Genomic DNA, 14,222 nt, shown 5'->3' on the forward strand with positions numbered 1-14,222 from the left:
AAAAGAATCTATAAGTAACAAAATTTTGTGACCCGCCTTAAACCTCCGGCAAATAAACCGCGTAAACCGCGCAGGCGCTGACGGGGTTGACTATTCTTAGCTCAAAATAGCCTGCTGGAAACCTGATTGATGAGTTCTGCTACCCCTTTGGCACCACTCTTCACCCGCTCACAGCGTCAGTGCCATCTTTTATTGCTGCTGTTTCTGCCGACACCCGTGCTTACGCTTGAAAAAGTCTGCCAGCTGAATGGCGTCGATCCTGCCGTTGCCCGACAGGATATCGCGGATGTGGGCCTTGAGATACAGCGATATCACCAGCTGGAATTGCATCAGATGGTGGATGGCAGCTTTCGTCTTCATGGCACAGAGTTGGATCGGCGCCTCTGTCTGCTGCACAACCTGCGACGCAGTTTGCGTTTATCGCAGGATTTCGTCTGCGATCATTTTGCAGCCCCCCTGCGTCAGCGCCTGAAGGTGATGAAGATTGAGAAGGCGCTGTGGGATGAGACCAATTTACAGGCGCTGATCCAGCACTGTAGCCTGCGTCTGAAGCGCGATTTCAGCGAACGCGACCGGCTTTTTCTGCAGATTTTCATGAAGTATGGATTGTGCCAGCGCCAGCCGGTGCTGTTCAGTGAGGCGCAGTGTCACTGGCTGCAGCAGAAGGCTGAGCGGCAGGCTGCCGAGGATGTGATTCACCACTGGCGCAAACGCTGCCACCTTGCGCCGCCCGTCAGTGAAACCGACTTCTGGACACTGCTGTTCAGCCAGATACATACGCCTGTCGTGGATGCGATTGCCCATCCTGCTGAGCAGCAGTTAATGGCTGCGACCCAGCAGTTAATTAATGACTTTGAACGGTGTGCCGACATCACTTTTGCTGATCGCGACGAGTTGCTTAACCAGCTCTATCCTCATCTGGCACAGGCGCTGGATCGCACCCACTTCACTATCGGCATCGACAACAGCGTGGCGCTGGATGTCAGCCGCCTCTATCCCCGCCTGTTGCGTACCACTCAGCAGGCGCTGCATGCGTTTGAGCAGCAATACGGGATTGCGTTCAGCCCGGAAGAGGTGAGCTTAATTACCGTTATTTTTGGTGCCTGGCTGATGCAGGAGAATGCGTTGCAGGAGAAGCAGGTGCTGATTCTGACGGGTGACGATACCGATCTGGAGCAGGATGTGGAGCAGCAGATCCGGGAGATCACGCTGCTGCCGATCAATATTACCTATCAGGACGTGAAACAGTTTCAGCGGGATGGCGCACCGCGGGATGTGGACATCATCATTTCGCCCTACCCCACCTCGCTGCCACTCTTCTCTCCGCCGCTGGTGCATGCGGAACTGCCGCTGACGTTACACCATCAGCAGCGGATTCGTTATTTACTGGAGTCGTAGCCGGGACGCAGAAATAGCGCGGGCAGCGCCACCAGTGCCATCACCCAGAACAGATGTCCCTGCAGATGAGCGAACAGCACGCCGCAGATCATGGTCATTATCGCAATGCCACCCCCCATCGCCAGCGCGGAATAGAGCGACTGCAGACGGATCACTTCCGCTCCCTGACGCGCCGCAATAAAACGCATCGCCGCCAGATGACAGACGGTGAAGCTGCCACAGTGGAGGATTTGCGCCACAATCAGCAGCGGCAGCGCGGTAGTGGCGCCCATCAGACTCCAGCGGATCAACGCACAAATGCCCGAAAGCAGCAGCAGATCGCGCGCGCTCCAGCGGCGGAACAACCGGTTGCTCAGGGCAAACACGACGATTTCGGCCACCACGCCCAGCGACCAGAGATAACCCACCGTGGAGGCGGAGTAGCCACTCTCCTGCCACCAGATAGCACTGAAGCCGTAATAGGCGGCGTGCGCACCCTGCAGCAGCGTTACGCAGAGCATAAATCGCCATACCGCATTCTCACGCAGCAATTCATGCCACACCTGCCAGCCGCCGCCCGCCGCGCCCTGCCGTTCATTACCCTGTGGCTGGGTGGCGGGTGACAGCATCATGCCTGCCAGCATAGAGATGACGCCGACGGAAAGCAGCAGCAGAATGGCGTTTGAAGAGTAAGCACTGACCAGCACGCCGGTTAATGCCGAGCTGATCACAAAGGCCAGCGAACCCCACAGCCTGACCGGCCCATACGCCAGTCCTATCTGCTGTGTCCAGGTGGCGGCCAGCGCATCGCTAAGCGGGACCAGCGGCGAGAAAAAGAGGTTAAAGCCGATCATGACCGTCAGCAGCCACATCCACTGCTCACCCACCCAGAAACCAGCAGCGAACAGGCAGGTCATCAGCGCCAGCAGACGCAGCGCCGTAATCAACCGTGAAGGATTTTTGACCTGAGAAGCGATAAGCAGACTGCCGACAAAGCGTGCCACCATGCCACAGCCGAGCAGCAGGCCAATCTTTTCAGCATCAAGACCGGTGCCTTTCAGCCACACGCCCCAGAATGGCAGATAGATGCCGTAACAGAAGAAGTAAGTGAAGTAGCCCAATCCGAGCCATCTGGCGGAGCCGATTGCCATATTCCCTCCAGCAAGAGTGCTGCCTGGCAGCATGAGTGGGCGCTACTCTGGCAGAGCGCCGCAGGACAGGCAATAAAAAAGGATGGCTGATGCCATCCTTTGTATGCTGTCTCACAACAGGTTAACGATTAAGCGTAGACCGGCAGACGGCTGCAGATTTCCAGTACTTTCTTTTTGGTGCGCTCAATGGTCGCTTCGTCATTGACGTTATCCAGCACATCCGCGATCCAGCCAGCCAGCTCACGCACGTCCGCTTCATTGAAGCCACGACGGGTAACAGCTGGCGTACCGATACGGATACCAGAAGTCACAAACGGGCTTTTCGGATCGTTAGGCACGCTGTTTTTGTTAACCGTGATGTTGGCACGGCCCAATGCCGCATCCGCTTCTTTACCGGTCAGGTTTTTGCTCACCAGATCGATCAGGAACAGATGGTTATACGTGCCGCCAGAAACGATGTCATAGCCACGCTCAATCAGCACCTCAACCATCGCTTTGGCATTTTTTGCCACCTGCTGCTGGTAGGTTTTGAATTCCGGCTCCATCGCCTCTTTGAACGCAACCGCTTTACCAGCGATAACGTGCATCAGAGGACCGCCCTGACCGCCAGGGAAGACAGCAGAGTTCAGTTTCTTATAGAAATCTTCGTCGCCGTTTTTCGCCAGAATGATACCACCGCGCGGACCCGCCAGCGTTTTGTGAGTGGTAGAGGTCACGATGTGCGCATGCGGGATCGGACTCGGGTAAACGTCTGCAGCAATCAGGCCGGCAACGTGTGCCATGTCCACAAACAGCCATGCACCTACGCTATCCGCGATTTCGCGCATTTTCGCCCAGTCGCAAACGCCGGAGTAAGCTGAGAATCCGCCAACGATCATTTTTGGCTTGTGGGTTTTCGCCAGTTCAGCCAGTTCGTCGTAGTCAATTTTACCGGTCTCATCGATACCGTAAGCCACAACGTTATAGAGTTTGCCCGACAGGTTAACCGGTGAGCCGTGAGTCAGGTGCCCACCGTGCGCCAGGTTCATCCCCAGAATAGTATCGCCCGGCTGCAGCAGCGCGGTGTAAACCGCAAAGTTAGCCTGTGAACCTGAGTGTGGCTGAACGTTAGCGTAATCGGCACCAAACAGTTCTTTTGCGCGATCAATTGCCAGTTGCTCAACGATATCAACGTACTCACAGCCGCCGTAGTAGCGTTTGCCCGGATAGCCTTCAGCGTATTTATTGGTGAGCTGAGAACCTTGTGCCTGCATAACACGCGGGCTGGTGTAGTTTTCAGAAGCAATCAGTTCAATGTGCTCTTCCTGACGCACTGTCTCCTGCTCCATCGCCTGCCACAACTCGGCATCGTAATCGGCAATGTTCATATCACGCTTTAACATCCGGATCTCCTGACTCAGCTAACTTTCTGACGGTATTTACCCCCCTTCAGGGGCGAAGGCCCACAGTGTAAACCGTTTTAAGAGGTGAAGGTAGGGTGAACCTCCTCTTTTTACGCAAACGATTGGCTGGCTACTGGCAGGGCTTTTTTACACCTTTTCACCCTGTTCAGACGCCACGATTTTTCTTCAGGATGTGACGGCGGCTTCTCAGGATGCACCAAAAAGTTGCCACTTTGACAACCGGGAAATTTATCGGGTTATTTACACCACAGGCGAGACGGCTATAAGATGCATTTAAAATACATCTTTAAATGAGAGGCCGTTTTTATGCTTGATGCACACACTATCGCCACGGTTAAATCGACCCTGCCTGCCATCGCCGCCTGTGGTCCTGCGCTTACCGCACACTTCTATGACCGCATGCTGTCGCACCATCCGGAACTCAAAAATGTTTTCAATATGAACAACCAGCGCAATGGCGATCAGCGTGAAGCGCTGTTCAACGCCATTTGCGCCTATGGCGCGAATCTGGAGAACCTGGCCGTGCTGCTGCCCGCAGTGGAAAAGATTGCACAGAAACATACCAGCCTGAATATTCAGCCTGCGCAATACGCCATCGTCGGTGAAAATCTGCTGGCAACCATTAAAGAGCTGCTGAATCCGGGTGAAGAGGCGCTGGCAGCCTGGGGCCGGGCCTATGGCGTACTGGCGGATGTGTTCATTAATCGCGAAGAGGAAATTTATCAGGCGACGGAGCAGCAAACCGGTGGCTGGCGCGGCACTCGTGCGTTTCGCATCAGTGCTATTGAGCAGCAGAGCGAGGTGATTAAAAGCTTTACCTTCAGTCCGGTAGATGGCGGCCCGGTAGCGGCCTTTAAACCGGGTCAGTATCTGACGGTGCATCTGCAGCCCGCCAGTTTCGAACATCACCAGATTCGCCAGTACTCGCTTACTCACCTCAGTAATGGCAAAGATTACCGGATTGCGGTGAAACGTGAAGCGCAGGGCACCGTCTCCGGCTGGCTGCATCAGAATGGCAAAGTGGGTGATGAGCTGATGCTGGCCGCACCGCATGGCGACTTCTTCCTTGAGGTCGATGCTGCAACCCCGGTGGCGCTGATATCCGCGGGCGTGGGTCAGACGCCGATGCTGGCCATGCTGCATGCCCTGGCGGCCCGCCAGCACCGCGCGCCGGTCAGCTGGCTGCACGCAGCAGAGAACGGCAAACAGCATGCATTTGGCCCGGAAGTGATAGCTACGGGCGCGCAGCTCACCGATTTCGTCAGTCAGGTCTGGTATCGCGATCCCGCCGCTGAAGATGCCGGTCGCTATGACGCGCAGGGTCTGATGGATATCACCGCGATCTCCGCACGTCTCGCCTCACCCGACACCCACTTCTACCTCTGCGGTCCGCTGCCCTTTATGCAGCATGTGGTGGCGCAACTGCGTGATGTCAGCGTGGCAGATACACGCATTCATTACGAACTTTTTGGACCGCACAAAGGGATGTAAATCTGGCAGCAACGAATTAGCCTAAAGCGAAGGGAACACGGGCAGAAGAGGAAAGCGTCCCGCGCCAGGACGGCGCGGGCCGAGCGTGCCATGGATGGCGGGTTTTGCGTCTTTCCGATCTGACCGTGTTCCCTGAGCAGGCACGATCGCACAATCATCCGTATCAGGTTCCTCAGGCATAAAAAAGCCCGCAGCGCGGGCTTCTTTATGCTGATAAAGAGCTGATAAAGATATAATCAGATCGCCTCTTCATCCTCTTCGCCAGTACGGATGCGCACCACGCGCGCCACGTCGAAGACAAAGATTTTACCATCACCGATTTTGCCGGTCTGCGCAGTACGCATAATGGTCTCGACGCAGGTATCAACGATATCGTCGCCCACCACCATCTCGATTTTAACTTTAGGTAAAAAGTCGACCATATACTCTGCGCCGCGGTAAAGCTCGGTGTGCCCTTTCTGGCGGCCAAAACCCTTTACTTCACTCACGGTCATCCCGGTGATGCCGACTTCCGCTAAGGCTTCACGGACATCATCGAGTTTGAATGGTTTGATAATCGCATCAATCTTTTTCATGTCAGACCCTTTTTCACTCCCTCCATGGTCAGAGGGTTTATCAAGTATAAATGTTGCTGGCGCTGTCGGGCGGTAATATCCGGGATTCTTCAGGTTGCCGCAAGCGCTGCCAGATTATGCTGACCGCACCCATTCTGATTCGGGCCTGAGCAGGCAACCTGCCGGTATCACTCCGCAGCCTCCGCTACTCTTTGAAATCACTGGCATCCAGCTCATGACGAGACAGCAGCTTATAGAACTCCGTGCGGTTGCGTCCAGCCAGACGTGCGGCATTGGTCACATTGCCTTTGGTCATCTGCAACAGCTTACGCAGATAGTTCAGCTCAAACTGATTGCGCGCCTCAGCAAAGGTCGGCAAAGCGCTGTTCTCACCGCTTAACGCCTGCTCCACCAGCGCATCGCTGATCACCGGCGATGAACTCAGCGCCACACACTGCTCAATCACGTTAACCAGCTGACGCACATTGCCCGGCCAGCTGGCCGCCATCAACCGCTTCATCGCATCAACGGAAAAACTGCGGATCTGCGGTTTATGCCGTTCCGCCGCCTGACGCAACAGATGATTAGCCAGCAGCGGAATATCTTCAGTGCGCTGATGCAGCGCCGGAATCTTCAGGTTCACCACATTAAGACGATAGAAGAGATCCTCACGAAACTCCTTTTTCTCCATCGCCTTCGGCAGATCTCGATGCGTGGCTGAAATAATGCGCACGTCGATCTCAATATCATGATCGCTGCCCAGCGGCCTGACCTTACGCTCCTGCAACACCCGCAGCAACTTAACCTGTAGCGGTTGCGGCATATCGCCAATCTCATCCAGGAACAGCGTGCCGCCACCTGCAGTTTTAAACAGACCATCACGGGCACTGACTGCGCCGGTAAAGGCCCCTTTGGCATGCCCGAACAGCTCTGACTCCAGTAACTGCTCCGGCAGTGCGCCGCAGTTAATGGCGACAAAGGGCTTGCCGTTTCGCGGGCTGGCGGCGTGAATCGCCTGTGCCAGCATCTCTTTACCGGTACCGCTCTGCCCGTTAATCAGCACGCTGACGTCCGACTGCGCCACCATATGCGCCTGCTCCAGCAGCCGTAACATCAGCGGGCTGCGGGTGACGATCGCTTCCCGCCAGCGGTCATCGCTGACCGGCGCCTGCTGAGCCAGTGCTTCATCGATCGCTTTGTAAAGCGCATCTTTATCCACCGGTTTAGTCAGGAAGCTGAAGACGCCCTGCTGCGTGGCGGAAACTGCGTCCGGGATAGAACCGTGTGCCGTCAGGATAATCACTGGCAGACCGGTGTGGCGTTTCTGGATCTCGCCAAACAGCGCCAGACCATCCATCTCATCCATCCGCAGATCGCTGATCACCAGCTCGATTTTTTCTTTCTGCAGCAGACGCAACGCTTCGGGTCCGCTGGCCGCGGTGGTGACCTGATAACCTTCGCTGCGAAGACGCATGCCCAGCAGCTTTAGCAGGCTGGGATCGTCATCCACCAGCAGCAGTTTTGCCGCTTGTCTGACCATTATTGCTCCTCATCCTGCGGCAGCGCAGTGCCATGGCTGCTGTCAGAAACATCCGGGGCTTTCCGCGATGAAAGCTGGCGCTCAATATCAGTAAGCCGCTCCAGCTTATGCTGCGTGTCGCTGAGCTGCTGCTGCTGTTTAACCATCTGCTGGCGTATCGCCTCCAGCTGGGTATCGCTGCTCTGTTGCAGATGAACATAACGGGTGCGCGCTTCACTCAGGTCGAGCTGCGCGGCCTGATTACTGCGCCACAACTGGAGCAGCGGACGCACAGACTGCGGGAAATCGCTGCTGTAGCGATCCAGGGTTTCAACATAGCGACGACGCTCCACTGGCGTCACGTTGCCGTTCGACATCAGCACGCCCTGCTTGAAGGCGCGCGACCAGCTCTCAACCGGCCAGCGGTGAGCTTCGGCTCGGGCCTCGGCGGGGGAAAGGCGTTCAGCACAATCGATCGCCCGCATCCAGTAGAGGGGATTACTCAGTGCCGCACTATTCTCTATCGTCCACAGGTCACTGCAGCGGGTCGCCAGGTAATCAGCCACGCTGACCTCGGGTTCCGCTACCTGATGGCCTGACGGCAGGGATGAGGTGGCCGGGGAGGTCGTACATCCGCTGAGCAGCAGCGTGGTCAGTGTGCTCAGCAGCAAAGCGGGTAAATATTTCATCAGTCAGACATTCCCGGCTGTGGTGTTCAGTTCAATTCGAAAACAGACGTCAGCCTGCTCGCAGGAGACCAGCGTCAGGTCGCCATGCATCCGGCGCAGGCAATCTTTGGCAATACTCAATCCCAGCCCGCTGCCTTTTACCGGCCCTTTGCGCTGCTGGCTACCCTGGAAAAAAGGTTCGAAAATCATTGCCTGCTCTTCCGGCGGGATCGGCGTGCCGCTGTTCGCGACATCAATCCAGACCCGATCGCCCTGCTGCTGACTGCGCAGCCAGATGGTACCGGATTCGCTGCCGTAGTTCACGGCGTTCGAATAGAGATTATCGATGACCCGCATCAGTAACATCGGTTCGGCAAGGCAGTGACTGACCTCCAGATCGACAACCGTCTGCATGAGTTTGGCGCGCGCCGAGAGTGCATGTGCATTCACCACCCCCTCCACAATTTCCGCCACGCTGACCGGTTCCAGCTGGATCGGGCCATCTGCCAGTTTACGGTTGTAATCAAGCAGCTGTTCAATCAGCCGCTGCAGATGACGGCTGCTGCCGTCGAGGATAGTGACCACCTCTTTTTGATCGGCGTTCAGCGACCCGGCTACCTCGTCCGCCAGCAGTTCGGTGCCTTCACGCAGGCTGGCCAGCGGCGTTTTCAGTTCGTGAGAAAGATGGCGCAGGAATTCATGGCGCTGCGATTCCAGCCACTGAAGCCGTTCGCTGAGCCAGACGATGCGCTGTCCCAGCGAGCGTAACTCGCGCGGGCCGCGAAATGTCACGCTGTTACCCAGTTCCCGGCCTTCGCCAAGCCGGTTGATCATCCGCTCAATACGCTTGACCGGCCCGATAATCATGCCGGTAAACAGCGTCATCAACGCCAGACTGATGATAAACAGAATCAGCGCCTGCCAGCCAAAAAACTGGCCGCGATCGGCAATTTCGCGCTGCAGCTGAAGGCCGCGCGAAAACACCACTTCGCGCGTGTCCTGCACCATCTGCGCATTGGTGGCAGAAAAACGATCCAGCGCCTCTGCGGCAGGCGTAACCGGATTGCCGTTATCGCACTTTAACGGTGTCAGCAGCGGCAACGTCGCCTGTAAAGTCTGGAATGCGGGCAGCTCGGGCAGGCTGGCGCTGTGCGAACTCAGCATCTGGCTGTAGCGGGTGTGCTGGGTCTGATAAAGGCGCGCCAGCGAGGCATCATCCAGCACGCAGTACTGGCGATAGCTGCGCTCCAGCTCCACTGCCGTTCGCGCCATCGCCTCACTTCTGCGAACGTCGGTGAAAGTATTGCGGTTGGTATCCGCTGCCTGTTCGCTTAACGCAGAGAGACTTTCCCACGCCTGCCAGGCCAGCACCAGCAACGGCAGCAGCACCAGTACAAACGCCATCAGCACCAGCTGACGCAGAGAACGGGGAAATAAACGCCATTTTTTCACGCAGCCGCTTCCTTAAGATTTGCTGTCTGGATGCTAACGGACTCTGTCAGCGGAAGAAAGGTGTCGGCGGAAGAAAGGGGAAGAAAAGAAAACGGCAGGCTCGATGGCCTGCCGCTGGCACGACGCGTGATGCATCGCGTAAAAATGGGTGGAGCCTTACTCAACGTTACGTCCGGTGTTTGATAACGCAAGCGATTATCGGTCAGTTGGACGGCAGGCTCCGTTTGGTGCGTCATTCGGGCTTTATGAGCTCTTCTCCGCTAAGCGGGGCAATCATAAACAGGTGAATGAGCAGCTGCATGAGTATAGCAAGTTCCATGCCAGAAAATAAATCATTATATTTTTCAGCAGATTGAATAAGCTTGTCGGACAACTGCTGCGCAAAATCTGATTACAGTAAGGGAAAACTGTCTCCGCTGAGCGACATGAAATCGCGCCGGATGAGCGTTCATTAAAAATCAACGAGATAGATGTCGCCAAAAAGAGACAGTGCGACATGCTCATTGTCGCCATTTGCCAACAGAGCCACAAAAAAGAGCAGGAGGCACACTGGCCTCCTGCTCTTTTCAGCGGATTACATTAACCCAGCTGTTTGCGCGCATTGCGGAAAATACGCATCCACGGGCTGTCTTCGCCCCACTCTGCCGGATGCCAGGAGTTGCTGACGGTGCGGAACACCCGCTCCGGATGCGGCATCATGATAGTGACGCGACCACTTTCATTAGTCACGGCAGTGATGCCGTTTGGTGAGCCATTCGGGTTAGCCGGATAGGTTTCTGTTACCTTGCCGAAGTTATCGACAAAGCGCAGTGCCACCAGCCCTTTCGACTCCAGCGCCGCCAGATGCGAAGCATCACGCACTTCAACAAAGCCTTCACCGTGCGAAACGGCGATGGGCATATGCGAACCGGCCATGCCGTCCAGCAACAGCGATGGACTGGCGGCCATTTCTACCAGACTGAAACGCGCTTCAAAGCGCTCAGACTGGTTACGCACAAAGCGCGGCCAGAGATCGCTGCCTGGGATCAGTTCACGCAGATTAGACATCATCTGGCAGCCGTTGCAGACGCCCAGCGCCAGGGTTTGCGGACGGTGGAAGAAGGTTTCGAACTCGTCACGCACGCGCGGATTAAACAGAATCGATTTCGCCCAGCCCTCACCGGCACCCAGCACATCGCCGTAGGAGAAGCCGCCACAGGCGACCAGCGCCTGGAACTCTTCCAGACCGCGACGTCCGGCCAGCAGATCGCTCATGTGAACGTCAATGGCGGTGAAACCTGCCCGATCAAAGGCGGCGGCCATCTCTACATGGGAGTTCACGCCCTGCTCACGCAGCACCGCGACCCTTGGACGTGCGCCAGTGGCGATCATCGGGGCAGCAACATCTTCCTGCGGATTAAAGGTCAGATTAACGTTCAGGCCAGGATCGCTGTCGTTTTTCTTCGCTTCATGTTCCTGATCGGCACACGCCGGGTTGTCGCGCAGACGCTGCATCTGCCAGGTGGTTTCCGCCCACCAGGTACGCAATGTGTTGCGGCTTTCACTGTAGACCGCGCTGTCACCAGAACGGATCACAAAGCGATCGCCCGGCTGCGCGCTGCCCAGCAGATGCGTCGAGTCGGCAAGGCCGTGATCCGCCAGGATCTGCTCAACCACGGCGCGATCGGCGGCGTTGATCTGAATCACCGCGCCCAGCTCCTCGGTAAACAGGGCAGCCAGCGCATCGTTACCCAGCGAGGCGATGTCAACGTCGATGCCGCAGTGACCAGCAAACGCCATCTCGGCCAGCGTCACCAGCAGACCACCGTCGGAGCGATCGTGATAAGCCAGCAGTTTCTGCTCAGCCACCAGCGCCTGGATGGCATTGAAGAAGCCCGCCAGCTGAGCGGCATCGCGCACGTCGGCAGGTTTGTCGCCAAGCTGACGGTAAACCTGCGACAGCGCGGTTGCGCCCAGCGTATTCGCGCCGTTGCCCAGATCGATCAGCAGCAGCAGATTATCCTGATCGGCCTGCAGCTGTGGCGTGACGGTGCGACGGACATCTTCGACGCGGGCAAAAGCGGTAATCACCAGCGACAGCGGTGAGGTCATTTCGCGCTGTTCGCTGCCTTCCTGCCAGCGTGTTTTCATCGACATCGAATCTTTACCGACCGGGATAGTGATCCCCAGCGCCGGGCAAAGCTCCTCGCCGACTGCCTTCACCGCCGCATATAAACCGGCATCTTCACCCGGATGACCGGCTGCGGACATCCAGTTTGCGGAAAGCTTCACACGCTTCAGCGAACCAATATGGGTAGCCGCCAGGTTGGTCAGTGCTTCACCGACGGCCAGACGACCCGATGCCGCGAAGTCCAGCAGCGCAACCGGTGAACGTTCGCCCAGGGCAAACGCTTCGCCGTGATAGCTGTCGAGGCTGGCGGTAGTCACCGCACAGTTGGCAACCGGGATCTGCCACGGTCCCACCATCTGGTCGCGCGCAACCATGCCGGTCACGCTGCGGTCACCGATGGTGATCAGGAAGGTTTTTTCCGCCACGGCAGGCAGATGCAGCACGCGGTTTACCGCATCGACCAGCGTAATGCCGTCACGCTGCAGGGCAGTACCCTGTGTCTGCTGCGTCACCACATCCCGCGTCATCTTCGGCGTTTTGCCCAGCAGGACATCAAGCGGCATGTCGATCGGCTTGTTACCGAAATGACTATCTTCCAGGCTCAGGTGCAGCTCTTCGGTGGCTTCACCAATGACCGCGAACGGTGCGCGTTCACGCTGGCAAATTGCCTCAAACTGCGCCAGCTGATCGGGTGCCACTGCCATCACATAACGTTCCTGTGATTCGTTACACCAGACCTCCAGCGGACTCATGCCTGGCTCATCACTCAGGATGTCACGCAGGTTAAACCGGCCGCCACGACCGCCATCGCTGACCAGCTCCGGCATCGCATTGGAGAGACCGCCAGCGCCCACGTCGTGGATAAACAGAATCGGGTTCTCATCACCCAGTTGCCAGCAGCGGTCGATCACTTCCTGACAACGGCGCTCCATCTCCGGGTTATCACGCTGTACCGAGGCAAAGTCGAGATCGGCATCAGACTGACCCGAGGCCATCGATGACGCCGCGCCGCCGCCCAGGCCGATGTTCATTGCCGGACCGCCCAGCACCACCAGCTTCGCGCCTACGGTGATTTCACCTTTCTGCACGTGATCGGCACGGATATTCCCGATGCCGCCCGCCAGCATAATCGGCTTATGGTAGCCACGCAGCTCAGTGCCGTTGTGGCTGGTGACCTGCTCTTCATAGGTACGGAAGTAACCATTCAGAGCCGGACGGCCAAATTCATTGTTAAATGCAGCGCCGCCCAGCGGGCCATCGGTCATGATTTCCAGCGCGCTGACGATGCGGGCCGGTTTGCCGAAGTCCTCTTCCCACGGCTGTTCAAAGCCTGGGATACGCAGGTTCGATACGGAAAAACCGACGAGGCCCGCTTTTGGCTTCGAACCCCTTCCGGTTGCGCCTTCATCACGGATTTCACCACCGGAACCGGTCGCAGCACCAGGCCAGGGCGAGATGGCCGTTGGGTGGTTATGAGTTTCCACCTTCATCAGGATGTGTGCGGCTTCCTGATGCCAGCGGTATTCGCTCTCTCCGGCGTCAGCAAAGAAGCGGCCAACCTCTGAGCCTTCCATCACGGCGGCGTTATCTTTGTAAGCAGAGAGAACGTAGTCCGGCGTCTGCTCCATGGTGTTTTTGATCATCTTAAACAGCGACTTTGGCTGTTTCTCGCCGTCGATAATCCAGTCGGCGTTGAAGATCTTGTGACGACAGTGCTCAGAGTTCGCCTGCGCAAACATATAGAGTTCAATGTCATTGGGATTGCGGCCCAGTGCGGTAAACGCCGCCACCAGGTAGTCGATTTCATCGTCGGCCAGCGCCAGACCCAGTGAGATATTCGCCTGAACCAGCGCCTGACGGCCCTCACCCAGCAGATCGACACTTTTCACCGGCTGTGGCGTGTGGTGCGCGAACAGCTGTTCAGCCTGCGTCAGATCGCCGAAGACCGTTTCCATCATCCGATCGTGCAGCAGTGTGCCCAGCGTTTGCCACTGCGCTTCCGTCAGTTGCGGGGCCTGTACATAAAAGGCCAGGCCGCGCTCCAGACGACGTACCTGCGGCAGGCCGCAGTTGTGGGCAATGTCAGTGGCTTTGGATGACCAGGGCGAAATGGTGCCGGGACGAGGCGTCACCAGCAGCAGACGACCCTGTGGGGCATGTTCAGCGAGAGAGGGACCATATTTCAGCAGGCGCTGCAGACGGCTCTGTTCGTCAGCGCTTAAGGGCGTGCTGACATCAGCAAAATGGATGTACTCAGCGTAAATATCACTCACCGGCAGATGAGCGTCCTGAAAGCGGGTCAGCAGTTTGTTTACACGAAATGCCGACAGGGCGGGCGAACCACGCAGAATTTCCATTAATAAATCTCTCGTCAGGGCGCCGGGCGACGCTTCATTGGGCGCAACAGGGAAAACGGGGCGTATTATAGAGAAAGCGACCTCGCGACGAAACCGTTTGCGCACAATTTTTGGCGACCCGGATTTGCCTGAATTTTGCG

Annotated in this window: 9 protein-coding genes; 2 read left to right on the forward strand and 7 right to left on the reverse strand. The window is 57.0% G+C overall.

Annotated features, from left to right (window positions below):
- The first annotated feature begins 129 nt into the window (after positions 1-129).
- Positions 130-1,398, forward strand: coding sequence for a stationary phase inducible protein CsiE (gene csiE, locus ACMGGP_RS12975; RefSeq protein WP_045139747.1), 1,269 nt, complete (start codon positions 130-132; stop codon positions 1,396-1,398).
- Here csiE and ACMGGP_RS12980 read toward each other — a convergent pair.
- The gene (locus ACMGGP_RS12980; protein WP_498798508.1) at positions 1,380-2,528 is read right to left on the reverse strand and encodes a 3-phenylpropionate MFS transporter; all 1,149 of its coding nucleotides are present in this window, start codon (positions 2,526-2,528) and stop codon (positions 1,380-1,382) included. The two genes, csiE and ACMGGP_RS12980, sit on opposite strands and share 19 nt — an antisense overlap.
- Positions 2,529-2,656: 128 nt before the next feature.
- Positions 2,657-3,910 (reverse strand): serine hydroxymethyltransferase, encoded by a 1,254-nt coding sequence (glyA, locus tag ACMGGP_RS12985; RefSeq protein WP_010257616.1) that lies wholly within the window; start codon positions 3,908-3,910, stop codon positions 2,657-2,659.
- 327 nt (positions 3,911-4,237) lie between these two features.
- Between glyA and hmpA the strand changes: the two genes are divergently transcribed.
- Positions 4,238-5,422 carry an NO-inducible flavohemoprotein gene (gene hmpA, locus ACMGGP_RS12990; RefSeq protein WP_064690321.1) on the forward strand — a complete coding sequence of 395 codons (1,185 nt, stop codon included), beginning with the start codon at positions 4,238-4,240 and terminating at the stop codon, positions 5,420-5,422.
- 236 nt (positions 5,423-5,658) lie between these two features.
- Here the strand turns inward: hmpA and glnB are convergent, their stop codons facing one another.
- The 5 genes from glnB to purL form a co-directional block, all read right to left on the reverse strand.
- Entirely contained in the window at positions 5,659-5,997 is a 339-nt protein-coding gene (glnB, locus tag ACMGGP_RS12995) for a nitrogen regulatory protein P-II (protein ID WP_003848647.1), read from the reverse strand.
- A 184-nt stretch (positions 5,998-6,181) separates the two neighbouring features.
- On the reverse strand, positions 6,182-7,516 hold the full coding sequence (gene glrR, locus ACMGGP_RS13000; RefSeq protein WP_010257627.1) for a two-component system response regulator GlrR: 1,335 nt from the start codon (positions 7,514-7,516) through the stop codon (positions 6,182-6,184).
- Positions 7,516-8,184, reverse strand: a complete 669-nt coding sequence (qseG, locus tag ACMGGP_RS13005; RefSeq protein ID WP_342606355.1) for a two-component system QseEF-associated lipoprotein QseG — start codon at positions 8,182-8,184, stop codon at positions 7,516-7,518. Before qseG ends, glrR begins: the two co-directional genes overlap by 1 nt.
- A gap of 3 nt (positions 8,185-8,187) precedes the next feature.
- A complete protein-coding gene (locus tag ACMGGP_RS13010) occupies positions 8,188-9,615 on the reverse strand; it encodes a sensor histidine kinase (RefSeq protein WP_010257633.1) in 1,428 nt (475 codons plus the stop codon).
- A 579-nt stretch (positions 9,616-10,194) separates the two neighbouring features.
- Positions 10,195-14,082: a phosphoribosylformylglycinamidine synthase gene (gene purL / locus ACMGGP_RS13015; protein ID WP_498798509.1), complete on the reverse strand. Its 3,888-nt coding sequence runs from the start codon at positions 14,080-14,082 to the stop codon at positions 10,195-10,197.
- Positions 14,083-14,222 lie beyond the last annotated feature (140 nt).

This window comes from Curtobacterium sp. BNK-1, assembly GCF_048685235.1.
Classification (GTDB): domain Bacteria; phylum Pseudomonadota; class Gammaproteobacteria; order Enterobacterales; family Enterobacteriaceae; genus Pantoea; species Pantoea agglomerans.